This is a genomic window from Bradyrhizobium ferriligni (assembly GCF_056837965.1).
In genome coordinates, this window is the sequence record NZ_JBXEJO010000011.1 from 69,648 (window position 1) to 92,606 (window position 22,959).

Genomic DNA, 22,959 nt, shown 5'->3' on the forward strand with positions numbered 1-22,959 from the left:
ACAAGTTTGTTATGAGAGGGAAATTAACATTTCAAGCGCGTCAAACTGGAACAAATGTTAGATGAACGTCATCAAGACCGAGCTTCCTGAAGTCCTGATCGTCGAGCCGAAGCTGTTCGGCGACCAGCGCGGCTTCTTCCTCGAGACCTACCAGTCTCCGCGTTATGTCGAGCACGGCATCACGCGTCCCTTCGTGCAGGACAACATGTCCCGCTCGGCCTATGGCGTGCTGCGCGGGCTGCATCTGCAAAACCCGCTCACCCAGGGCAAGCTCGTGACCGTGCTGCGCGGCAAGGTGCTGGACGTTGCCGTCGACGTGCGCGTCGGCAGTCCGAATTTCGGCAAGCATGTCGCGGTCGAATTGAGCGAGGACAACCGCCGGCAATTATGGGTGCCGCGCGGCTTCGCCCACGGCTTCGTGGTGCTCTCGGAGACCGCCGACTTCTTCTACAAATGCGACGATTTCTACAGCCCCAAGGACGAGCTCTCGATCCGGTGGAATGATCCCGCGATCGGGATCAAATGGGGCGTCGACAAGCCACAGCTGTCGGCCAAGGATGCGGACGCGCCGCTCCTGGCCGACGCCAGCAATCTTCCGACCTATGGACAAATCTGATGCGGATCTTGTTGACGGGAACACGCGGCCAGGTTGGCAGTGCGCTCAAGCCTCTGCTGGAAAGCCACGCCACGATCATCGCGCCGCCCACCGCGGAGTTCGATCTGTCGAAGCCGGAGATGTTGACGAGCCAGCTTGAGAGTCTGAAGCCCGATCTCATCATCAATCCGGCGGCCTATACCGCCGTCGATCGCGCCGAAGACGAGCGTGAGCTGGCGTTCCTGGTCAACGCCAAGGGACCTGAAGTAATCGCCAAATGGGCTGCGGCGAACCGCGTGCCGCTGGTGCATTTCTCCACGGACTACGTCTTCAATGGTTCGGGCGACAGGCCGTGGCGCGAGGACAGCCCGACCGAACCGCTGTCGGTCTACGGCGCCAGCAAGCTTGCCGGCGATGTCGCGATCCAGGCGGCAGGCGGGGCGCATCTGATCGCGCGCACCTCATGGGTTTACGCCGCAAAGGGCACGAATTTCCTGCGCACCATCGCGCGGCTCGCCGGCGAGCGTAAGGAACTACGGATCGTGGCCGATCAGATCGGTGCGCCGACCACGGCATCAGCGATCGCCAGTGCGGTCGCCGGCATCGTCCTGCCGAACCTCACCACGTTGCACGATCAGCTCGTGCGCAGGGGTGGTGTCGTCAATCTCGTTTGCGCCGGCGAAACCAGCTGGCACGGCTTCGCAACCGCCATTGTCGGCGGGCTGAGGTCTCGCGGCGTCACGCTGGCGGTCGAGAATATCGCTCCGATCGCAGCGACCGATTTTCCGACCAAGGCGGTGCGTCCGGGCAATTCGCGGCTGGACTTGTCGCGGCTGCAGGCGCAGTTCGGCGTGGCGATGCCGACCTGGCAGGAAGCGCTGGCGCGCGAACTGGATGCATTTGTCCAGCTCGGCGCGCCCGCCCACGCCTAGAGCGTTTTCGAGCGAAGTGGATGCCGATTCGCGTGAAGAAAACGCGTCAAAACAAGAATCTAGAGCCCCGTTCCGATTCCATCGGAACGGGAAAAGCTCTAGGGCGGCTTCGGAAGCGGATGCCGGTGCGCGTGAAAAAAATCGTGTCAGACAAGAAGAGAGCCTTGGTTCTGATTTGATCAGAACCAAGGCTCCAGGATTGAACCGACCGGCGGCTATTGTCGTCAGGCGCGAGCGCTCAGCGCGGCCGACCGATGCTGTCGTAGGTGAAGCCGTGCGCGGCCATCTCGTCCGGACGGTAGATGTTGCGCAGGTCGACGACGACCGGATGCTTCATCTCCTGCTTGATGCGCTTGAGATCGAGCGCGCGGAACTGGCGCCACTCGGTCACGATCACCAGCGCATCCGCCTGGCGCGCGCATTCATAGGCATCCTTGCAGTACTCGATCTCCGGCAATTCCTTGCGCGCCTGCTCCATGCCGATGGGATCGTAGGCGCGAACCTTGGCGCCGAAGTCGATCAGGCCGTTGATCAGCGGGATCGAGGGGGCCTCGCGCATGTCGTCCGTATCGGGCTTGAAGGTCAGGCCAAGCACGCCGATGGTCTTGCCGCGCAGCTCTCCGCCGAGCACGTTGGCGACCTTGCGCGCCATCGCGCGCTTGCGGTTGTCGTTCGCGGTCAGCGTGGCTTCGACGATTTTCAGCTGGACGTCGTGGTCGAGCGCGGTCTTGAACAGCGCACGGGTGTCCTTCGGGAAGCAGGAGCCGCCATAGCCGGCACCGGCATGCAGGAACTTGGTTCCAATCCGGTTGTCGAGCCCGATGCCGCGCGCGACCTCCTGCACGTTCGCCCCGACCTTCTCGGAGAGATCGGCGATTTCGTTGATGAAGGTGATCTTGGTGGCAAGGAAGGCATTTGCGGCGTATTTGATCAATTCAGCCGTGCGTCGCGCGGTATAGAGGATCGGCGCCTGGTTGAGATAGAGCGGACGATAGACTTCGCCCATCACCCTCTTGGCCCGATCGTCCTCGGTGCCGACGACGATGCGGTCGGGGTGACGAAAATCCTGGATTGCGGCGCCTTCGCGCAGAAATTCGGGGTTCGACGCAACGGCGAAATCGGCGTCGGGATTGGTTTCGCGGATCAGGCGTTCAACCTCGTCGCCGGTGCCAACGGGCACGGTCGACTTGGTCACCACCACGGTGAACTTCTTGAGCGCTGCGCCGATCTCCTTGGCAGCAGCATAGACGTAGCTCAGGTCCGCATGGCCGTCGCCGCGCCGCGAGGGCGTTCCGACCGCGATGAACACGGCATCGGCGTCCGCGACGGCGCCCGCGAGCTCCGTCGTGAAGGTCAGCCGTCCGGCCGCGGCGTTGGTCTCGACGAGCTTATCGAGGTCAGTTTCGTAGATCGGGATCTTGCCGCGTTTCAGGGCTTCGATCTTGCCGGCGTCCTTGTCGACGCAAACGACCTGATGGCCGAAATCGGCAAAACACGCTCCGGACACGAGACCTACATATCCCGTTCCAACCATTGCAATCTTCATGAATCCGCTCGTCGATCAGTGTGGAGAGGAGGAGTTAGCACTAGCACAAATGGCGCCGATAACGCCAAGTTTTATAGCGTATAGTTTGTGTTGGAGCTCGGCGGCTTTTTGTGCAAACGGTGATCGCCTCGGTGCAGCTGAGCGCCCGTTAGTCACCTCGGGCGCACCATGGACACATTCTCAACTTGAAATCGACCGACAATCGAGCCGCCGTTTCAGGGGTGGACATGAGCACGAAGACGATTGGCAAGCAGAAGCCCTCGGGAGCTGGATACGCGTCGTTGCAAACGCAGTTCTCCAAATGCGATCGCACGACGTTTTCCGGGTTCGTCTACGATCGCGCCGATCTCGGCCGACGCTACACCGTCGACCTGCTCGTCGACGGCGAGCCATACATGTCATCATTGTGTGACGAGTTTGTAACGGAGCTTGCCGACGCCGGGATCGGCGATGCGCGATTTGGCTTTACCTTCAACGTGCAGGATCAGGTCAGCGCGAACGCCACGATCATTGAGGCAAGGCTGGCAAATATCGGCAGTCCGGTCGGGGCTCCGATTCGTTGCGATGTCGCCGCGCCGGAAGCGCGCTGGCACCGGATCGGCGATATCGAGTGGGTCGGAGGTTTGCGCTTCGAAGGCTGGCTTGCTCAGGACATCGACGAGGACATCGAAATCCTGATCGCGCAGCGCCCGGTGATGACCGTGAAGCCGACCGGGTGGACCAACGTCGCGCGGGGCGGCGAGTTCGGCGTCGGCCGCCGGATCGATTTTCATCTGCCCGAGCATTTTGCGGATGGCCGCATGCGCGGACTATCCGCGCGGACGATTTCGGGACGGAGCCTGATCTCGGAGCCGATTTCCTTTGTCGCTTTCGATCGCGGATTGGAGCAAACACTCGCGGATCTCGGGCGCTGGGATAGCGAGCGGCTTCGTGGAGAGCTGTTTGACCGGGTGCTGCCGGCCTCGATGCCGTTTCACGCCTATCGCGGCTGGAAGGAGCGCTTCTCGCCGACGGCACAATCTGAACAGTCTGACGTCGCATCCGAGGCGGCGGTCGTCCTGATCGGCGACGTCAGGGTGGACGAGAGCATCGAAAGCCTCGAAGCTCAACGGCATTCGGCCTGGTCGGCGGTGTCCCTGCCGGCGCGGGCGTTCAGTCAATTCGATCCAAAAGCAGCGCGCGAGTTTGTCGACGGCGATGCCGCCGGCAGCGCGTTCTTCGTGTTTTGTCTGAGCGGAACGATCCTCGCGGAAGACGCCTTGCAGCGCTTCGCCGATCTGTTCGCATCCGAACCCGGCTGCGATCTCGTCTATGGCGACGTCGAAGTTGCTGCGGGCGCCGGCGCTGTCTGGCCGCTGGCGTTTTCGGCATTCGATCTCGAGCGCGCGCTCGAGCAGGGCTATGGGGCGTATTGTTTTGCAGTGCGCCGGGAACGTGCCCTGGACGCGCTGCGATCGGCGACGTCGCTCTACGACATCTTCCTTTGCTGCATGGAGCCTGGTCGAACCTATCATCTTCCGGGATCGGTTGCGGCGTTGCCGCGGATTGATGCATCGGCCGCAACCTCCGAACTGGCCGCCGCAAGCAAGGCGTATTTTGCCAGGGCCGGCATCGAGACCAATGTCGAGCCGCGAAAAGCGGGTCTTCTTCCGGCCGTTCAGGTCAAGCGCGCCGTCGATTGGAACGAGCGCACCACCATCATCATCCCTACCAGAAATCGCGCCGAGCTGCTCAAGCGATGCATCGAGACGGTCATGCCGGCGGCAAATGAGACGAACGCCCGGATCCTTGTCGTCGACAACAGCTCAACCGAGCCGGAAACGCTGGACTATCTGGATGGCCTGTCGGGGCAGGAAATCGACGTCATCTCGGTCGAGGGGCCCTTCAACTTCGCATTCATCAACAACGCTGCCGTCGCTTGCGTCGATACGGAGAACATCTGCTTTCTCAACAATGACGTCGAGGCGCTCGACGACAGTTGGTTGGCGGAGATGCTGTGGCGGCTCGCGGCTCCCGACGTCGGAGCCGTCGGTGCAAAGCTGCTCTGGCCGAGCAGCGTCGTGCAGCACGGCGGAGTGGTGCTGGGGGCCAATTTCTCGGCCGCGCACGCCTTCAACGACCGGATGGATGGCGATCCCGGCTATGGCGATCTGCTTCAGGTGGCGCACGAATGTTCGGCGGTGACGGGGGCGTGCCTTTTGATGCGCAAGCGCGACTTCGTGGCCGTCGGCGGCATGGACGAGATCCGCTTTCCGATCAGCTTCAACGATATCGATCTGTGCCTGAAGCTGCGCCAGCTCGGAAAGCGGATCGTGTTCACGCCGGACGCGAAACTCGTTCATTTGGAGTCGGCAAGCCGCGGTCGCGATTCCGCGCCGGATCGCAGGGCACGCTTCAGGCGCGAGCTGTCGATCCTGCGCGCGAAGTGGGGAGAGGTGCTGCTCGACGATCCCTATTACAGCCCGCTGCTGGGGCTGGATTCGACGCCGTTCTCTTCGCTTGCATGGCCGCCGCGATCATGGAAGCCGCGCGCCAACCTGCCGCCGGTGCCGACCGCTCCTCCGATCGGGTTGTAGCAGGACGTCCTCGACCACCCAGTCGCGTACGGCAGCAATCGTTGCATCGGTATCAAAGCCCGGCTGCAGCTTCAGGTCCGTGCTTCGGCCATGCCCCGGGGGAGTAGGGCTCCATTCCGTCGCGGCGATCGGCAGCCCGGTTGCCAGCAGCGCGTCCACCAATGGATGGCCAAACGCCGGTTCGCCGATGTCGAGAACCAATTTCGTGATGCCGTGACCTTCGATGAGCGTGGCGACGTCGTCGACGACAATATCGCCGGTGACAATGACATTGGTGCGCTGCATCAGCTTGAGATCGTCGAGGGTACTCCCCAGCACGATGATCTCGACCTCTTCGTCGGCGTCGGCCAGTTGATCGCTCAACGCTCGTATGAAGCGAAATTCCGCGGCGTTGGCGTGCAGGACCAGCAGGCCGAGACGCGCGGGGCCGCTCACGGCGGGATACAGCGCCGGCGGCGCAGGCGGGTCGCTCAGCCTCACCGCTTGCAGGCCGAGAACGGCTTTCGAAAAGGCTGCGCCGTCGTCACCGATCGCAGTCACGCGCCGCGCCCCGGCGACCAGGCTTGTCCAATCCGGATCAACGCCTGATCCAACCGCCGCGCGCATCGCAAGCGCGGTGTCGGTGATCAGGAGGTCGTAGGCAAAGCGTTGCGTGAGCTGCACCAGCCATGCGCCGGGAATGCGGTTCGGCTCTGCGATCTCGAGCGACCGGATTCCGAGATCGGCGAGAAACGTCAGAAGAGCTTCGCGGCCCTCAGGCGTCGCAACATCGAGTGCGATCGACTGCGGCGCTCCGCCATCCGGATCGAACATCGCCGCCAACTGGCGTTGTCCCTCGGAGCGGATCTGCACGACCAGGCCGTGCTGACCCTCTGAAGCCAGCTGCCGGCAGCGTTCGATGGCAATTGCGCGGCCGGCGAACGAGCCGCACAGGATGACGGATGGGCCGGCGGCGACCTGCTGGTTCGTGAGCAGCTTGAGCTCAAGCGCGGCCCGGCAATCGCGGAGTGGATCGGCAAGCAGGAATGCGGCGCAGTCCGTCGCATAGCGCCGGTAACGGTGTTCGAGAACGCGAAGATTTCGCATCACGAGCGAACGCTTCTCGCCCAGAAACGAGCGCGAGCCCTCGTGCCCGACGAAGACCGAAGGAATGCACACGTTGCGGAAGCCGGCCTCCGCTGCGCGCAGGCAGAAGTCGACGTCTTCGAGATAGCCGCGATAGAAGTCATCGGAGAGCTCGCGCACGGCGTCGAGGCATTCGCGGGTAATGTAGAGGCAGAAGCCGATGCCGTTGGGGATGTCGATCGCAATCCCGGAATTTGCCCTGCCTGCAAGTTCATCCAGCAATTCGATCTCGCCGGGCGGGGGCAGGGGATTTGACCGGTTCGGGATTGGAAAGCTGGTGTATTCGCCGTTGTTCGACAGCGGGGTCGCCGTGCCCACGCGCGGCGTCGATTGCACGGCGCTTCGCAGGCGTTGCAGCGCGTATTTCGGCACGATCGTGTCCGAGTTCAGCAGCACGACGTCGCCGGCGCCGGTCTCGCCGAGCGCACGGTTGACCGCGCCGACAAAGCCAAGATTGTGCTCGTTGGTCAGCAGCCGGATGCGGAACTCGGCGGCGAGCTCGTTGAGCAGGCGCTTGATGTCGGGCTCGGGCGACGCATCATCCACGACGACGATGGTCGAGCCCGGCGTGCAGGCGAGCGCATTCAACGCGCTGTCGATGCAGGCTCGTGTCGCGGCCAGATCCCGGTATACCGGGATGATGATGGTGAGCGGAGGAGGTTCGCCGTTTCGAAGGCGAGCCGGCCGGCGTGGTGCGGCCCGGTGATCCGGAACGCGGTTGGCCGGGAGTTGAACACTTGCGATCACCCGGTCCGCCTGCGTGATCTGCAGGCGCTGCGAGGTCGCGGACGCGGGCCGGATCAGACGGAAGCTCGCAGCCTGCCTCCCGTCACGCGCGAATCTGTGGCGTGGATCGGCGGGAAGCTGGATCATGCTGGATTGATCCGCCTGCGCCAGCGAAAGGTGCGGGTCGTCCGGCCCGCGCCACGTCACCCATCCCTTCACCTCTTCATCGAGAAAGTCGATGCGGGCGCAGCTGTCCTGGCCGCTCTGTTCGAGCAGTAGCAGGGCGCCCCTGACCGAATCCGGATCGTCATCACGCCGCGTGACGCTTCGCGCCGCCTCGATCTGCTGAAGGTCGTCGCCCCAAGCCATCATTCGGCGGGCAGCGACCAGATCGTCCGGCTCGAGCTCGAGCGCTCTCGCCACGCCGGCGATCGCCGCATCCCTGAGATCGAGGTGAAACAGCGCTTCCGCGCGCAGCAGATGGGCGCGGGCGCCCGGATGCGGCAGGATCCGGCAGCGGCGGTCGGCGAGCGCGAACGCCAGGCGGAAATCACGCGCCTCGAGCGCCCCGACAGCGGCACGCTCGAGATCGACGTGGTGGAGCGTTTTGGACGTAAAGGCGATCCTGCGCGCGTCGGCGGTCAAGTGGCGCCCTTATCTGCCCGCATGGTCAGCCTGCCGTCTTGACGGCGCCCTGCCGGCTCCGGAACACCCGCACCCGTCCCTCGAGGCGTGGTTCCTCGTGGCGCGGCATCGGAGCGGCGGGCTCGACCCGCCTCGGCTGCTGGGGCGCGAGAGGGGCTGCCTGCACCCGGCGCTCCTCAAGATTGAGCTTGAGGCCCACCAGCGGTTCCCGTCCCGAAGGACCCGACACCACGATCCGGTTCCCGGTGACCCGCAGGGCGGGAGCCCCCAGGAAGATGGTTTCAGCCGCGATGGCGTAGCGATCCGCGCCGGGACCCGTGGCCTCCAGCGAGAACCCCGTGATGGCCAATGCGCGTCCCCGGGTTCCGGCAAAAGTTCCGAGAGGAACGAACTGGTTGTCGCCCCGCTGCGGCCTGGCGAACTTGACGGCATATTGCAGCTGGAGATCGTGCGGCTTGTTGGGCCATTCGAGCGAAATACCCTCGATCCGCGCCGGAGCGGACGGTCCGGCAATCCAGACATTCGAGCCGACCGTCACGTCGCCGAGGCCCGCGACATGCGCGAGCAGCTTGAGGTCGCTCAATTCGCCGGGGCCAGCCTCCGGCTCGAACATGTCGAATGGCTGGCTGGCCGGCTGCTCAGCCGGCTGTCCCTGGGTGAGCGGCTCGATCTTGATATTGGCGGCGGTCGACCCGCCGACGCGCCCCGCGGTGACCTCGACGATCAGGCGGCTCGGCCGCGCGACCGACACGACCAGCGCGGTCTCGGGCGCGAACAGGGTTCCATTGACCACGTCCGGCCCGGTAATGATATTACAATTGTTAAGACTGGCACGATCCGCGTATACGCGCACCACCGGAGGTGACACCTTATCATCTGCGCCATTGTACCGAACCAGGAAGAGACCCCGTGCCAGATCAATGGTTTTCTGCTGAATCTGTTCGTTCATTGTCGCCTGCGAGCCTAACGGAATGGATTGATAAGTCTCCTGCAGTGTGCCCCAAAAATCTGTGTGATAGAAGGGGTCTTAATGTTAATCCGGTAAGATAGTTTCGCTCGCCAATCGATGACACACCGCCGGTGATGATGCAGACCCTGACCCCAATCGAAGACCGCGCGGCCGGGGGGCGCGCTCGCCCGCCAATGAACGTCCTGTTCGTCCACAATAACTTTCCAGCCCAGTACCGCCACATTGCGCGCGCGCTCGCAGAGCAGCCCGGCAACAGGGTCGTTGCCGTCGGTTCATCGACCGCGAGCACGACGCCGGATATCCGGCTGCTCAAATATTCGACGACCAAGACGGATTCCGCCGTCGTCCATCCGTTTGCCCGGCGCTTCGATGTCGAATCGCGGCGTGCCGAAGAGGTTCTGTACGCGCTGTCGTCGCTGTCGGGGCAGGGCTTCGTGCCCGACCTGATCTTCGCGCATCCCGGTTGGGGCGAGACGCTGCCGCTGCGCACGATGTTTCCGCGCGCGCGGATCATCCTCTATTGCGAATTCTATTACGGTGCCGAGGGCAGGGACGTCGGCTTCGATCCCGAGTTTCCCATGACGGGCCTTGATGGCAATGTCGCGCTCCATCTGAAGAATGCGACCACGCTGCTGGCGCTCACGGAGTGCGATACGGGCGTTTCGCCGACGCCATGGCAGCGATCGACCTTTCCCGCCGAGTTTCAGAGCAAGATCGAGGTCATCCACGAAGGCGTCGACACCGACGAGGTGAAGCCCAATCCGGTCGCGCGGTTTCAGCTTCCGAACGGCGCGACGCTGTCGGCGGACGACGAGGTGATCACCTACGTCTCGCGCAACCTCGAGCCGGTGCGCGGATTCCATGTCTTCATGCGGTCCCTGCCGAGGATCCTCGCCGCGCGGCCGAATGCGCAGGTTGTGATCGTCGGCGGCAGCGGAACATCCTACGGCGCGAATCCGCCCAAGGGCTCAAGCTGGAAGTCGATGTTCCTGGACGAGATCAAGTCGGACATCGACCTGCGCCGGGTGCATTTCCTCGGCCGGATTCCTCGGGAACCGTATCTCGAGCTGCTGCAGATTTCCTCGGTGCACGTCTATCTGACCTATCCCTTCGTGCTGTCCTGGTCGCTGCTGGAGGCGATGAGCGCGGGATGTGCGGTGGTGGCGTCCGACACCGCCCCGCTTCGCGATATCATCTCGGACGGCAACGGCCTGCTGGTGCCGTTTTTTGATATTGATGCGTTGTCGGATCAGGTACTCTCGGTGCTGTCACGGCCCAAGGCCTTCAAGAAGATGCGGATGAAGGCGCGCAGCTTCGTGCGGGACAATTACGACGCAAAGCGGGTCTGTCTGCCGCGGATGCTGACGCTCGTTGATGAAGGTGTCCTCCCGCGCACGTACGGGGGATAACGCCAGGAGTTTGCGATGCCGCTTGTCATCTCGGTTGCCCAGCGCAAGGGCGGGGTCGGAAAGACGACCCTTGCGGTCTTGCTCGCCGCGGAACTGGATCGGCGCACGGGCGTGGTGGGACTGGTCGACGCCGACTCGCAGGCGTCCGCGTGTCACTGGGCCGAGCCCGGCAATCTGTCGTTCCCCGTCTACCAGCTTGATCCGGAAACCCGGCCGGTCGCCGAATGGGCCAAGCTGATGCGCCAGATCCCGCATCAGATCATCGTGGTGGACTCCGCGCCGAACGATCGGGTGCTGGGCGCCGTGCTCGCGGTCGCCAATATCGTGTTGATGCCATGCACGCCGTCCGGCCTTGATATCGAGGCCACCGCGCGGACGCTCGACATCGTGCGGGAAGTGCGTGCCACGCGGCGAACGGCGCTCCGTGCCATGATCGTGCCGAACCGCGTCGACCAGCGCACGCTCGAAGGCCAGCAGCTGATCGAGGAACTCGATACGCTCGACGAGGAGATCGGGCCGATGATCGGCAGTCGCTCGGCCTATGTTCGCGCCGTCGCCTTGGGGCAATCGGTCGCCGATTTCGCCGGCGGGACGCCCGCGGATCTCGAGATCAAGATGCTTGCCGACCTCGTGATGAGCTGGTGCGGGATCGCGCCCAGGCAGCGGGTGGCGATTTAACAGAGGGCGCCGGCTTTCACGACAGGCCAACCATGCCGGCATGGGAACGAGAGATTTCGGGCTGCAACCGGCGCTTGATCTGACGGCGTCCGCTGAAACGGCTTGGTTAACGGACTGCTCGCGCGCACGCTCGCATTTGAAACAAATGCCGCCGCGCGCTTGAGCCCAAGCTCAAGACATTTCCCGTACATGCTTCCCGTCACTGTGGGGAGTGAAGAATGTACAACGTCAAGAGAGTGATGGCCCTGGTTCTGGCCGTCCTTGCGCTCGGGACAAGCGCGCAGAACACCCAGGCTGGAATGGTCGGATTCCCGCTGCCGCTGCGCGGCGTGATCGAGAAGATCCGCTTCAGCGAGCCGACGCTAGCGCCGATGGCCTACACCATGTTCTGCATGCGCTATGCCGACGAATGCAAGCCGAAAGCCCGCGCCCGGATGGTGTTCCGTGGCGGCGCCACACGCCTGACCAAGCAGCGCATCGCCGACCTGATCGAGGTCAATGCTTCGGTCAATCGAAGCATCGTGCCCCAGCGCAACGAACGCGGCCTCGCCGGCGAGGAATGGCTGATCAATCCGGCGCGCGGCGATTGCAACGATTATGCGGTCAGCAAGCGCCACGAGCTTTTGGCGCGCGGCTGGCCGATGCGCGACCTTCTGCTGAGCGAGGTTGTGACCTCCTCCGGCGAGCATCATCTCGTGCTGGTGGTCCGCGCCAGGGGTGGAGACATCGTGCTCGACAATCTGAATGCGCAGATCCGCAGCTGGTCGCAGGCGCGTTATCGTTGGGTCAGGATGCAGACCCCGGCGAACCCCGATCACTGGGCCGCCATCGCGCAGGCCGGCGCCTGAATTTCTGAACGAGCCCCGTCGATCGAGAATGGCGCGGCGAGACATTTCGCCGCGCCATTTTTCGCATCAGAGACGATCGTCAGAGCGATGCGGCGACATTGCCGGAACGATTGGAGGCATCAACGGTTGACTCCGGTCCAACCCATCGAGGCATCGACATGCAGCTGGCCGGTCTTGTCACAACAGCGGCGCTGGTCGTCGCCCTAGCCACGCCGGTGCTTGCACAGGGCACCGGACAGACCACGCAGGGCGGAACGCGCTATTCGATCGATGGACCGGGCGGCGGCGTTCCGACGTCGCGGCCGCAGGCGACCCAGCCGGTCCCGCCGGCAACACCGGCTTACCCCTATGGCAGACCGTCGCGGCACGCGCCGCCGGTCGGTCAACGGACCAACGTGCCGCTGGGGTCGCGCTAGCCGTCGCTTCGGCTGCAAATCCGTTCGGTCTTAACGCTATTCCCATCGTCATTTTGCCGCCTCGGACGGAATGTCGTACCGATGCGATCACTGCGCCGGTTGAGGCGCGGGATTGGTTCGCGCAGGGACGACACTTTCAATGGCGAGCAGGGGTTCGATCCTGATCACGGGTGGCGCGGGATATATCGGGTCCCATTGCGCCAAGGCGGTTGCCGAGGCCGGGTTTCTGCCGGTCGTCTACGACAATTTGTCCACCGGTCACCGTGATTTCGTGCGATGGGGGCCGCTCGTGATCGGCGACGTCGCCGACCACGACAAGATCGCCGCCACCATCCGCGAGCACAACGCGCTCGCCGCGATGCATTTCGCTGCGTTCAGTGCGGTCGGCGAGTCCGTGGCGGATCCGCAGAAGTACTTCACCAACAACGTTGCCGGCACGCTCGGCCTGTTGCGCGGCATGCGGGAGGCGGGCTGCGACCGCCTGGTGTTTTCCAGCACCGGCGCGGTCTACGGCAACGCCGGACGCGATCCAATTCCCGAGAGTGCCGCAGGGCCGACCGTCAATCCCTACGGCCGCTCCAAGTTCATGATCGAGCAGATCCTGGCCGACTACCGCGCGGCCTATCGGTTCAACTCGGTCTGCCTGCGCTATTTCAATGCCTGCGGCGCGGATGCCTCCGTCACCATCGGCGAACTCCGCGATCCCGAGACGCATTTGATTCCGCGCGCGCTGATGGCGCTGCTGGGGCACGTGCCGGACTTTGCCATCTTCGGCGAAGACTATGACACGCCTGACGGCACCGCGGTGCGCGACTACATCCATGTCGATGACCTCGCGAGCGCCCATATCGCGGCGCTCGAGTTGCTGCTGAGGGGAGACGCCGGCGGTGTGTTCAATCTCGGCACCGGCACCGGCTATTCGGTGCGCCAGGTGCTCGACGCGATCCGCGCCGAGACCGGTGAAGCAGTGCCGAGCGTGGTGCGCGAGCGCCGGGCCGGCGATCCGCCGATCCTGGTGGCCGATCCCTCCAGGTCGGAGCGCGGCCTCGGCTTCAAGGCCAGCCGGTCCGATCTCGGCTACATCATTCGCTCGGCCTGGGCCTGGCATCAGAAGGCGCATCCGCGCCGGCGGTGAGCATGATCCGGACCCGGAGGGCCGCGTCAGCGCAAAGTGCGAAGCGGTTTTCCCTCGCGACAAACGCGGAGCGCGTTTGCGCGGAGATCATGCTCGAATAACGATCAAGCCGCGAGGGCCTCAGTTCAATGTGATGTAGTGCTGTTCGGCCAATCGCGCGAGGAACGGCATGTCGACAAGGCTTGCCACCAGGAAGACGGCGACCAGCGCCAGCACGAGCAGCATCAGGCCACGCTCGCCGTAGAGCTTCTCGGGCTTCTGCGCCGACGACCCCGGCGATGTCGACATCGAGAAGTAGGTGGTGAACAGCATCACCACCAGCGGCATCGCAAGGACATACTCGATGCGGTACTTCACCAGGAACACCGAGAGGAAGAACACCGAGAACAGCGAATAGCTGAGGCACGAGGCCGTCAGCGACACCTCGGTATAGTGCGCGAAGCTCGCGCGGTAGCGCGCCAGCAGCTCCCTGCCATGGGACGCGGCAATCTCGCGATATTCGGACAGCCGCTTGGCCGCCATCAGGAACGCGCCGCCAAACCAGTAGCACAGGATCACCGAGCCCGGCGGCAGCGAGGTCGGGTCGATCATCGCCCAGCCGATCAACAGCCGCAGCGGATTGTTGACGGATTCCGAGATGACGTCGAAATAGGCCTTGTCCTTGCTGCGCAGCGGCGGGACATTGTAGACGATGCCCTGCAGGGCGAAGATGCCGGTTGCGAACAGCATCAGGCGGCTGCTCGCGGATGCGCAGACGAGGCCGAGCGCGACCAGCAGCAGCCACTCGATTCCGATGATCTTGCCGTCCATCGCACTCTGGACCGCGGAGCGCTGCGATTTGGTCGGGTGATGCCGGTCGAAGTCGCGGTCGAACCATTCATTGATCACATAATTGGCCGACGCGATGCAGATCGCGGCCACGAGGCCGAGGACGATCGCGCTTGCAACATGCTCGCCTCTCGGGCCGCGCAACAGCCAGGCGAGGACAATCCCGGGAACGATGAAGATGTGCTTGGTGCTGTGATCGAGCCGCAGGATGGCGAGATACTGCCGGATGCTTGCGGCCGGCGGCTTGCCGGCTTCGACCTTGCTGTCCATCAGCGCCATCGCGCGGTCCTTTTCTGTCGTCGTTGATCGATCGCCTAGTTGAGGAGGTAGACGTCGAAACTCTCGTCGGTTTTGGCGGGGCCGAAGCGGCGGAGCATTGTGGTCGCTTCGCGGAAATCGCGGATCTGCGCCGCTGAGGCACGGAACGTCCGCCAGTCCTTGCCTTCGTCGTAGATCCGGTCGGGCGTGATCTCATCGAGGCGGTAGGCCAGCAGGACGATGACGGGCGCGCGGCTCGTGTCGCGAAGCTCGCGGGCAAGGCGCAGGGTCTCGCCGAGATCGCTGTCCATCTTGCCCTTGCGCGAGAAGATCACGACGCTGCCGAATTTGTGGTCGCGCGCGAGATAGACGGGGTTCTTGACGTAATAGGGCAGCGCCTCGACCAGCCATTCCGGCTCGCCGAGGATGACCGCGTCAGCCAGATCGGCGCGCGAGGCGATCAGGCGGCCGAGATCGGCGCTGCGGCTCGCGACCACGCCGGTCACTGCGTTGCGCAAATCGTTGATGCCGGCGGCGGTCTGGATCGCGAGCACCAGCAGGAGCGACACGCGTCCGATCGCCGGCAAGCGCCGGTCGAGCCATGCGCGAGAGACGGATGGCGCGGTGACCCGGCTCCAGCCGATCCAGTAAAGCGCGATCAGGAAGCTCAGCCAGACCGCGGCATGTCGGTAGGCGCCGTTGGCGGCGACGGCGAAGAACAGCGACGTCAGGAGCAGCGCGGCGATGGCGGCAAGAAAGGCCGGTCGTCGCGGCAGCAGCCCGAGCGTCGCGCCGAACAGCAGCACCGATCCCGCGATCCCCGGCAGCAGATTGGCAAACAGCGCGCCGAGCGACGTCGCGCCGGGGTTCACCAGCGAAAGGATTGCCGCCGCCAGCGGTGACTCGTGCGACCAATCCCGGGCCGCGGCGTCATTATAGGTCGGCAGCATCGTCACGGCGCAGATGACGACGCCAATCGTCGCGATCGTTGCATTGATCGCGAAATTGGCGAGTGGCGGCGACCAGCGCCAGCCATGGCTCACGAGTTGGGTGTCGAGCAGGTCGAGCAGCCAGAACAGCAGGAATGCGCCGGCCATGATCGCGCCGACGACGTTGGTGTTGGCGAGCAGGAATAGCAGCGCGCCGATCAGGACGCCGCGATCTCGGTGGGCCCGATAGCAGGCCGCGATCGCGAACAGGAACAGGGCTGAGATGCCGTAGTTTCTGGCCATCACGACATATTCAAACAACAGCGCATGGCCCGTGATCAGCAGCAGGACCAACGGCCGCGGGAATGGCGACCGGAAGATCAGCAGTGCGACCGTGATGAGCCCGACCACGAAGGCGACGGCGGGCAGCACCTCGACCCGATCGAATACGGCATGCGCGCCGCGGAGCAGAAGGTACCAAAGGGCAGGGTGGCCCTCGCCATGCAACCCTCTCAGCATGGCGACCGGATCGTCGCCGTTCAGGGCAATGGTGAGCGCGCGGACCTCGTCGCGCCACATCACGTGACGGCCGATCTGGAAGCCGACCAGCGCGACCCATCCTGCGAGGAGCAGGACGTCCGGCCAGGATCGGCGGTCCCGCTTGGGCGCGAACAACCGATGGTCCAGGATGTGCAGAGAACGGGTCAATGAATCCTGCTGCTGCTCGGATCGGGACGGTCAAACCGTGGCGTCATCCGCCGGCCTGGTGGTTTGTGTTAACAGTAAAATCCACATAGAATGTTGTAACATTATGGGCAAACCAGACTAACATTTATGACGCCGACGCCGGCCCAGAGAACGGTCAGGGACATCGGTCCTGCGCACCCCGAGGTGGAGTTCGCGCTGGTGCTGGCGCGAACCATCGATTCCGTGAGCGCCGACCCGCAGCAGCTGCGCAGCGCGGTCTACGAGCTCGCGCGTCAGAAGCTGCAACAGCTCGTGCACGAGGATCCGACGGAAAAGCAGCGTCTGATGCAGGCGCTGGAGGTGGCGATCGAAGGCGTCGAAGCGCACACGAAGAGCAATGTGATCGAGAAATTCGAGGTGCCGCCGGCGCGGGCGCTGCCCGCATTCCTCGAGGCGGCGGGCGCTGCACGGCGGATCGAGGCGCCGCCCCGGATCGATGCCGAGGCGGCATTTGTCACGACCCTCGATCGCGTCGAGCCTGCCGCGGTGTCGCGCCGTCCGCGATGGTCGTCGTCGGCGCCGTTGCGTTACGTTGTCATGCTGGCCTTCTTCGGGCTGATCGCGGCCGTTGTCCTGCTGCAGCAACGCGGCGTGTCATTGGCCGCGGCCCGCGCGATGATTGCCGGCACGCTGGCATCGGCGCCGCCTGAAACCCAAAGGCCGGCGGTGGTCGCGGCCGTGCCGGCGCCGGCCGTTGCGGCCGAGCCGCCGGCGCCGAGACGGCCGCTGCCGACCGCGTACGGCGTTTACGCCGAGAGCGACGGCAAGCTCTACGAGCTGCAACTGATCCAGGGGCGTGCGCCGGATCCGCGGGTGGCGATCTCGGCGGCGATCACGCGGCCGAGCGAGACGATATTGCCGGACGGACATCTCCGCTTCATCGTGTTCCGGCGCGAGGGTGCTGGCGGCGCCTCCGATCCGATCGATGTGCGCCTGATCGCGCATGTGAGCCAGCAGACCACGTTCGACGCCACCGGCAAGCCGGTTGTTTCGCCGGGCGACGACAGCTGGGTGATCCGCAACATCTCGATCCCGTTCCGCGCGGCGCCGCTCAAGGACGATCCGCAGATGTTCGAGGTCCTGCCGCGCGACGACGCGCCGCTGCCGCCGGGACGCTACGCGCTGATCCTGAAGGCCCAGGCCTACGATTTCACGGTCGAGGGCGCGGTCACCGACAAGCGGCACTGCCTGCAGCGGCTGGCAGCCGCCAATGGCGTGTTCTACTCGGAATGCGAGAAGCCGTGAGCGGGGTGTCCGTCCGGTTCAGCGCCGTGCTGGCGCTCCTGCTGGCGTCGAGTGCCGCCGTCGCCGCACCCGCCGCCGAGACCGCAAAGCGCTGCCTGCGCGCGGCCTACATGGTCTACCCCTACAAGCGACCGGGGGCCGTGCCGATGAACGGCGACCGGCTGCACTTCTTTCAGCAATGCATGGCGCAGGACGGCACGAGGTCAGCGGAAGCGCCGAAGCGCGATTGAGCGCAATGCGCCGGCCGCTCAGCTCGCGGACTGCTCCACGCCCGCCCTCAGCCGGCCGAACTGGTTGCGCAGCACGAGCAGCATGAAGCGCCCGACGCCGACGCCGGCGAGACCTCCCGCCACCTTGACGATCGCGTCGATCAGGCGGCCGTGACGGTCCGGTGTCAGGAATTGCATCGCTTCGAGCGTGAACGCGCTGAAGATGACAAGGAGCACGATCAGCGCGGTGCGCCGCGGGTAGCCCAGCACGAAGGCCAGCGCCATCACGGCGAACGCCGCGAAATGCTCGATCTGCGGATGGAATAGCGAGGGACGGTCCTGGATCGGGGACAGTGTCACGAAGGCGATGAAGGCAAGCGCAAGCCAGCCTGCAATCACGCCGAACCTCCGTATTTTTGAAACAAGCAACGCGTTCTTCCCGGTCCATGTGCGCTCGGCGCGCCGCCGTTGAATTAGCGCATCGCTCGTGTCAGCGACATGAAAATGGTCGTCGAAGGTTAACTTGCCGGTCGACTGTAAATGACCCGACATGTTCTCGGTGCCCTGGTCCGCCGGAAGGTTGCCAGCAACAATTGTCTTCAAGTTTAAGGTATCAAGATACCCTCAACTGAAACCCGATCTCATTTCGCGCGCATCTCATGGAGGGAACCAGGGGTGCTTGCGCGGGTTCCCGGGATGGTGCAACTGACGAAAAAATAAGCCGCGCTTGCGGGTCCATTCATAAGCCGTTCACGGCGGGAAGCCTCATTTGATGCCGGATATCGCAATGCTCACTCTCGGAGGCCAATGTGCGTCTGCTCGTCGTTGAGGATGACCCGGATCTGAACCGCCAGCTCACCACCGCGCTGACGGACGCCGGCTATGTGGTCGATCGCGCGTTCGACGGCGAGGAGGGGCATTTCCTTGGCGACAGCGAGCCCTATGACGCGGTCGTCCTGGATATCGGCCTGCCGAAAATGGACGGTATCTCGGTGCTCGAGGCCTGGCGGCGGAACAAGCGGGTGATGCCGGTGCTGATCCTCACCGCGCGCGATCGCTGGAGCGACAAGGTTCAGGGCTTCGACGCCGGCGCCGACGACTATGTCGCCAAGCCCTTCCACCTCGAGGAGGTGCTGGCGCGGATCCGCGCGCTGCTGCGCCGCGCGACCGGGCATGCCCAGGTCGAACTGAACTGCGGGCCGGTGGCGTTGAATACCCGCACCAAGCGTGTCACCGTCAACGGCAATCCGATCAAGCTGACCTCGCACGAGTACAATCTGCTCGACTATCTGATGCACCACACCGGGCGGGTGGTCTCGCGCACCGAGCTGGTCGAGCATCTCTACGACCAGGACTTCGACCGCGACTCCAACACAATCGAGGTGTTCGTCGGGCGCATTCGCAAGAAGCTGGAAGTCGATATCATCCAGACCGTTCGCGGCCTCGGGTACATGCTGTCGCCGCCGACCTAATATTACAGTTGCGTTTCATTCGGTGTCATCGTCCGCGAAAGCGGACGATCCAGTATTCCGAGACGCCGATGTTTTATCGAGGGGCCGCGGCGTACTGGATTCCCCGCATGTGCGGGGAATGACGATTGTAGTGCTGGAACGTCTTCGCGTGAAGAAAGCGCGGACCAAACAACGGGATAAGAGCATGTCCTATTCAATCGGATCATGCTCTTAAGGTGCTTGATCGCGATGCGGGCATTGGCATGATCCGCGCCAGGAGGACTGGATTCGCCATGTCTGAACTCGCCTTGTCGCGGCCCGCTGACGCGATGTTCGAGCTCGTGCCTTGATGGGCGGCAGCTCGCTCGCGACACGCCTGTTCGTCTCGGCGACCGCCTGGGTGGTGGTGATCCTGGCGATCACGGGCGTCATCCTGTCGTCGGTCTATCGCGACGCGACCGAGCGCGCCTTCGACCGGCGGCTCAATCTCTATCTGCGTACCCTGATCGCCGAAGTGGCGACGCCAGACGAGCCGGCGGACCGCCAGTTCCAGTCGCTCGGCGAGCCGCTGTTCGACCTGCCATTGTCAGGCTGGTACTGGCAGATCACCCGGACCGATACCGAAAAGGGCGAGACCCGCGCCTCGCGCTCGCTGTGGGACAAGAAGCTGCCCAAGCTCGAGGAGCACGGCGCCGAGCTGACCGCCGCCGGGGTCCGCCTCGGCTATGTCGACGGGCCCGAAGGCCAGAGCCTGCGCGTGGTGGAGCGGCCGGTCGATCTCGGCGCCGACGGAAAGTTCCTGGTCAGCGTCGCCGGCGATGCCACCGAGATCTTCGATGAGACGCGCAGCTTCGACTACTATCTCGGCGGCACCTTCGCCGCGCTCGGCGTCGTGCTGCTGCTGACCACGGTCTTCCAGGTGCGTTACGGCCTCGCGCCGCTCAAGCGCATTTCCGATGCGATTGCCGATATCCGCTCCGGCCGCGCCGAGCGGCTGGAGGGCCGGTTTCCGGTCGAGATCGCGCCGCTGGCGCGCGAGACCAATGCGCTGATCGATGCCAACCGGGAGATCGTCGAGCGCTCGCGCACCCACGTCGGCAATCTCGCCCATGCGATCAAGACGCCGCTCTCGGTGATCGTGAACGAGGCGGCGGCGCATACCGCCGATCCTTTCGCCAGCAAGGTGCTGGAGCAGGCCGATTTGATGCGGGACCAGGTCGCGCACCATCTCGAGCGCGCGCGGATTGCCGCCCGTGCTACCATCGTCAGCACCATCACCGACGTCGCACCCGTGATCGAGGCGCTGCGCCGGACCATGGAAAAGATACATCGCGATCGCGACCTCTCGATCGACGCGACGGCCGATCCGGCGGCGCGGTTTCGCGGCGAGCGGCAGGATCTCGAGGAGATGGTCGGCAACCTCGTCGACAACGCCTGCAAATGGGCGGCTTCGCAGGTGTTCGTCGAGGTGACCGTGGTCCCGCCCGAGGCCTCGGGCGCCGGGCCGAGGCTGCGCATTGTGGTCGACGACGACGGGCGCGGCCTGTCGGAAGCCGAGCGGGCCCAGGTGTCGCGGCGCGGCCAGCGGCTCGACGAGTCGAAACCCGGCTCCGGGCTCGGCCTGTCGATCGTGACCGATCTCGCCGGCCTCTATGGCGGCAATCTCACCCTGACCAACGCGCCGATCGGCGGCCTGCGGGCCGAGCTCACGCTGCCGGCGGTCTGAATCATGATGAAACTAGGCTGGACGGCCGCCGCGAAAGCGGTGCGCTCCCTCTCCCGCTTGCGGGCAGGGCTATCGCATATGAGCTCGGTCGCTCCACAAACTCGTCATGCCCGGGCTTGTCCCGGGCATCCACGTCTTTGTTTCCAGGCGAAGAAAGACGTGGATGGCCGGGACAAGCCCGGCCATGACGGTGCGGACAAATCCATTTCCTCCCATATGCGATTGCCCTGCCCGCAAGCGGGAGAGGCGAGGGGAGCCCGCGGACAATCTTCGCAGACGTCCTATGTGATTTGCCCTGCGGACGCGGCGCAGCCTTTTGGGCGGCGCTGCCGCTATTCTTCCTAAACGGCTTCTTAACGGGCCCGCCGCTATCATTGCGGGCGGACGGGCTGCGGCGCTTGCCGGGCACCAAGCTTTCACGACCGGGCATGAGCCAGAAATCGACCGAGCGGCTGAGGGATTATCTCGCGCAGCTTCCGCCGCAATCGCAGGCGCTGCTGATGCGGGAGCTGGAGCGCGCCGTCGAACGCGGCGATGACGTCGCCGTCGCCAATCTGGTCCTCGAGCAGCTGCGCAAGATCGTGCGCGGGGCCGAGGAGGACGAGCAGATCCAGCCGCGCAGCGACGATCCGGCGCGGCTCCTGTTCCGGCCGCTCGAGCCGTTCCTCGCCGAGACCAATTTCCCGACGCGAGCGGGCCAGATCCGGCGCGCCTCGCTGCTGCCGATCTGGCAATGGCTCGCCCGCGAGGGCGCGCCCGAAGCGGCTCGCGCGTTCGAGGCGGCGTTGGCCGCGGCCACGGAGAGCGGTCCGATGGAGACCGCCGCGCGCAAGTTCCAGCTTGCCGCCGCGGACGCCATCCTCAAGATCGCGGCGCCAAGTCAGGACGACCGCCAGCGCGCGCTGTCGCGCGTCGGCCCGCCAAACGTGGTCGAGGACCTGCTGCCGATCGGCCTCGTTCTGCAGGCCCGCGAAGCGCTGGAAACCCTGGGAAGCCGGCTGCCGAGCCAGATCCGGGTATTTGCCGATTCCCAGATCGCTTCAGCGACCGAAGCGCTCAAGCTGCCGTCGCTGCAGACGCCGCAGCTATTGCCGTTCGCGCTGTCGCTGATCGCGCAGCGGCTCGCCGCGCCATGGCAGATCGTCCGCCTCGCCATCAAGATGGCGGCCTCGGACGATGAACTCCGCGTCGCGGCAACGCCGTATGGCGTCGCGGTCACCATCGCGCTGCATGACCTGTCGTTCGTTGCGGCCTGCCTGCGTACCGACATCAGGCGCGGGCATTTCGATTATGTCGGCGAGCAGCTCAAGACGCTGCATGACGGCGTCCGCGGGCTGCGCACCGAGCTTGATCTGCGCAACGATTCCACCTGGGGCCGCCAGCTCACCTCGGTGCGTGCCGATACCTCCAACGCGCTGCAATCGGAGATCGACAGCGTGCCGGGCCGGGTTCGCCGCATCCTGCGCCAGCGCGCCGACAAGGACATTACGGCCGGCGCCAAGATCGATGCGACCGAGGTCGAGGATGCCGCGGCGCTGATCGATTTCGTCGCGGTGTGCCGCACCTATGCCAGCGAGCTCGCCATCAACGAGGTGACGCTGCGGACCTTCTCGGATCTGCAGCATTATGTCGAGCAGTCGACCGAGGGGCTGGTGCAGTCGCTGCGCGGCGGCGATGCCCGGGTGCGGGCCTTCCGCCAGCAGCAGGTCAAGGCCGCGATCCGCTTCTGCGAAGTGCTGTTCGGCCACGACTACGCCTCGCTGATGAACCGGGCGGCGGAAAACGCCGTGACCGGCGAGCGCAAGTCGTCGCGCGCGGGGTAGCGATAGCCTAGGTACGGTTCGAATCGCTCCAAATCCCACTTACCAGGGCGTGTACTTGTAAATCCGTCCGCCGTACGAACGTCCGCATTGCCAACGGTAAGCTGACAAAACAGGCGCGCTTGGTCATGTCGGCTAAGGGGCC

19 protein-coding genes are annotated in these 22,959 nt (G+C 64.6%); 13 read left to right on the plus strand and 6 right to left on the minus strand.

Translation table 11 applies throughout. The annotated features are described in order from the left end of the window. Positions 1–61 precede the first annotated feature (61 nt). Entirely contained in the window at positions 62–616 is a 555-nt protein-coding gene (rfbC, locus tag AC1VNY_RS08780; RefSeq protein WP_016841672.1) for a dTDP-4-dehydrorhamnose 3,5-epimerase, read from the plus strand. Then, positions 616–1,527, plus strand: coding sequence for a dTDP-4-dehydrorhamnose reductase (gene rfbD, locus AC1VNY_RS08785; protein ID WP_482404857.1), 912 nt, complete (start codon positions 616–618; stop codon positions 1,525–1,527). Before rfbC ends, rfbD begins: the two co-directional genes overlap by 1 nt. 238 nt (positions 1,528–1,765) lie before the next feature. Here rfbD and AC1VNY_RS08790 read toward each other — a convergent pair whose 3' ends face one another. Continuing rightward, on the minus strand, positions 1,766–3,073 hold the full coding sequence (locus AC1VNY_RS08790) for a UDP-glucose dehydrogenase family protein (protein WP_212055175.1): 1,308 nt from the start codon (positions 3,071–3,073) through the stop codon (positions 1,766–1,768). Between the two features lie 227 nt (positions 3,074–3,300). On the opposite strand from AC1VNY_RS08790, the gene AC1VNY_RS08795 reads away from it, so the two are divergent. Continuing rightward, on the plus strand, positions 3,301–5,649 hold the full coding sequence (locus AC1VNY_RS08795) for a glycosyltransferase family 2 protein (RefSeq protein ID WP_482404858.1): 2,349 nt from the start codon (positions 3,301–3,303) through the stop codon (positions 5,647–5,649). On the opposite strand, the gene AC1VNY_RS08800 is transcribed toward AC1VNY_RS08795, so the two are convergent. Both AC1VNY_RS08800 and AC1VNY_RS08805 read right to left on the minus strand, forming a co-directional pair. Beyond that, entirely contained in the window at positions 5,590–8,145 is a 2,556-nt protein-coding gene (locus AC1VNY_RS08800) for a glycosyltransferase (protein ID WP_482404859.1), read from the minus strand. The two genes, AC1VNY_RS08795 and AC1VNY_RS08800, sit on opposite strands and share 60 nt — an antisense overlap. Positions 8,146–8,170: 25 nt before the next feature. Then, positions 8,171–9,094 carry a hypothetical protein gene (locus AC1VNY_RS08805; protein ID WP_028345282.1) on the minus strand — a complete coding sequence of 308 codons (924 nt, stop codon included), beginning with the start codon at positions 9,092–9,094 and terminating at the stop codon, positions 8,171–8,173. Between the two features lie 194 nt (positions 9,095–9,288). Between AC1VNY_RS08805 and AC1VNY_RS08810 the strand changes: the two genes are divergently transcribed. From AC1VNY_RS08810 to galE, 5 genes are all read left to right on the plus strand, one after another. Further along, entirely contained in the window at positions 9,289–10,524 is a 1,236-nt protein-coding gene (locus tag AC1VNY_RS08810) for a glycosyltransferase family 4 protein (RefSeq protein ID WP_016841665.1), read from the plus strand. A gap of 15 nt (positions 10,525–10,539) precedes the next feature. Further along, complete coding sequence (locus tag AC1VNY_RS08815) at positions 10,540–11,202, plus strand: ParA family protein (protein WP_028345280.1); 663 nt, start codon at positions 10,540–10,542, stop codon at positions 11,200–11,202. Positions 11,203–11,420: 218 nt separating this feature from the next. After that, positions 11,421–12,050, plus strand: a complete 630-nt coding sequence (locus AC1VNY_RS08820; RefSeq protein ID WP_482404860.1) for a transglutaminase-like cysteine peptidase — start codon at positions 11,421–11,423, stop codon at positions 12,048–12,050. 158 nt (positions 12,051–12,208) lie between these two features. Then, positions 12,209–12,466, plus strand: coding sequence for a hypothetical protein (locus AC1VNY_RS08825; RefSeq protein ID WP_482404861.1), 258 nt, complete (start codon positions 12,209–12,211; stop codon positions 12,464–12,466). Between the two features lie 139 nt (positions 12,467–12,605). Next, positions 12,606–13,601: a UDP-glucose 4-epimerase GalE gene (gene galE, locus AC1VNY_RS08830; RefSeq protein ID WP_482404862.1), complete on the plus strand. Its 996-nt coding sequence runs from the start codon at positions 12,606–12,608 to the stop codon at positions 13,599–13,601. A gap of 120 nt (positions 13,602–13,721) precedes the next feature. Here galE and AC1VNY_RS08835 read toward each other — a convergent pair whose 3' ends face one another. Further along, positions 13,722–14,708, minus strand: a complete 987-nt coding sequence (locus tag AC1VNY_RS08835) for a UbiA family prenyltransferase (protein ID WP_482404863.1) — start codon at positions 14,706–14,708, stop codon at positions 13,722–13,724. A 35-nt stretch (positions 14,709–14,743) separates the two neighbouring features. After that, complete coding sequence (locus tag AC1VNY_RS08840; protein WP_482404864.1) at positions 14,744–16,324, minus strand: hypothetical protein; 1,581 nt, start codon at positions 16,322–16,324, stop codon at positions 14,744–14,746. A gap of 126 nt (positions 16,325–16,450) precedes the next feature. On the opposite strand from AC1VNY_RS08840, the gene AC1VNY_RS08845 reads away from it, so the two are divergent. Both AC1VNY_RS08845 and AC1VNY_RS08850 read left to right on the plus strand, forming a co-directional pair. Next, positions 16,451–17,608 carry a hypothetical protein gene (locus AC1VNY_RS08845; protein WP_482404865.1) on the plus strand — a complete coding sequence of 386 codons (1,158 nt, stop codon included), beginning with the start codon at positions 16,451–16,453 and terminating at the stop codon, positions 17,606–17,608. Then, positions 17,605–17,838 carry a hypothetical protein gene (locus AC1VNY_RS08850; RefSeq protein WP_245313984.1) on the plus strand — a complete coding sequence of 78 codons (234 nt, stop codon included), beginning with the start codon at positions 17,605–17,607 and terminating at the stop codon, positions 17,836–17,838. The genes AC1VNY_RS08845 and AC1VNY_RS08850 overlap by 4 nt, the downstream gene beginning before the upstream one ends. A gap of 18 nt (positions 17,839–17,856) precedes the next feature. Here the strand turns inward: AC1VNY_RS08850 and AC1VNY_RS08855 are convergent, their stop codons facing one another. Further along, on the minus strand, positions 17,857–18,216 hold the full coding sequence (locus tag AC1VNY_RS08855; RefSeq protein ID WP_482404866.1) for a VanZ family protein: 360 nt from the start codon (positions 18,214–18,216) through the stop codon (positions 17,857–17,859). A 410-nt stretch (positions 18,217–18,626) separates the two neighbouring features. Between AC1VNY_RS08855 and AC1VNY_RS08860 the strand changes: the two genes are divergently transcribed. The 3 genes from AC1VNY_RS08860 (at position 18,627) to AC1VNY_RS08870 (ending at position 22,817) form a co-directional block, all read left to right on the plus strand. Then, the gene (locus tag AC1VNY_RS08860; protein WP_016841655.1) at positions 18,627–19,289 is read left to right on the plus strand and encodes a response regulator transcription factor; all 663 of its coding nucleotides are present in this window, start codon (positions 18,627–18,629) and stop codon (positions 19,287–19,289) included. A 328-nt stretch (positions 19,290–19,617) separates the two neighbouring features. Continuing rightward, positions 19,618–20,994, plus strand: coding sequence for an ATP-binding protein (locus AC1VNY_RS08865; RefSeq protein WP_482404867.1), 1,377 nt, complete (start codon positions 19,618–19,620; stop codon positions 20,992–20,994). Positions 20,995–21,422: 428 nt separating this feature from the next. Further along, the gene (locus tag AC1VNY_RS08870) at positions 21,423–22,817 is read left to right on the plus strand and encodes a hypothetical protein (protein WP_225641916.1); all 1,395 of its coding nucleotides are present in this window, start codon (positions 21,423–21,425) and stop codon (positions 22,815–22,817) included. The last annotated feature ends 142 nt before the right edge of the window (positions 22,818–22,959 follow it).

Bases quoted from the DNA above. Each gene is read 5' to 3' on its own strand.
- rfbC (WP_016841672.1), top strand. From the start codon at position 62: ATGAACGTCATCAAGACCGAGCTTCCTGAAGTCCTGATCGTCGAGCCG.
- rfbD (WP_482404857.1), top strand. From the start codon at position 616: ATGCGGATCTTGTTGACGGGAACACGCGGCCAGGTTGGCAGTGCGCTC.
- AC1VNY_RS08790 (WP_212055175.1), bottom strand. From the start codon at position 3,073: ATGAAGATTGCAATGGTTGGAACGGGATATGTAGGTCTCGTGTCCGGA.
- AC1VNY_RS08795 (WP_482404858.1), top strand. From the start codon at position 3,301: ATGAGCACGAAGACGATTGGCAAGCAGAAGCCCTCGGGAGCTGGATAC.
- AC1VNY_RS08805 (WP_028345282.1), bottom strand. From the start codon at position 9,094: ATGAACGAACAGATTCAGCAGAAAACCATTGATCTGGCACGGGGTCTC.
- AC1VNY_RS08810 (WP_016841665.1), top strand. From the start codon at position 9,289: ATGAACGTCCTGTTCGTCCACAATAACTTTCCAGCCCAGTACCGCCAC.
- AC1VNY_RS08815 (WP_028345280.1), top strand. From the start codon at position 10,540: ATGCCGCTTGTCATCTCGGTTGCCCAGCGCAAGGGCGGGGTCGGAAAG.
- AC1VNY_RS08820 (WP_482404860.1), top strand. From the start codon at position 11,421: ATGTACAACGTCAAGAGAGTGATGGCCCTGGTTCTGGCCGTCCTTGCG.
- AC1VNY_RS08825 (WP_482404861.1), top strand. From the start codon at position 12,209: ATGCAGCTGGCCGGTCTTGTCACAACAGCGGCGCTGGTCGTCGCCCTA.
- galE (WP_482404862.1), top strand. From the start codon at position 12,606: ATGGCGAGCAGGGGTTCGATCCTGATCACGGGTGGCGCGGGATATATC.
- AC1VNY_RS08835 (WP_482404863.1), bottom strand. From the start codon at position 14,708: ATGGCGCTGATGGACAGCAAGGTCGAAGCCGGCAAGCCGCCGGCCGCA.
- AC1VNY_RS08845 (WP_482404865.1), top strand. From the start codon at position 16,451: ATGACGCCGACGCCGGCCCAGAGAACGGTCAGGGACATCGGTCCTGCG.
- AC1VNY_RS08865 (WP_482404867.1), top strand. From the start codon at position 19,618: ATGGGCGGCAGCTCGCTCGCGACACGCCTGTTCGTCTCGGCGACCGCC.
- AC1VNY_RS08870 (WP_225641916.1), top strand. From the start codon at position 21,423: ATGAGCCAGAAATCGACCGAGCGGCTGAGGGATTATCTCGCGCAGCTT.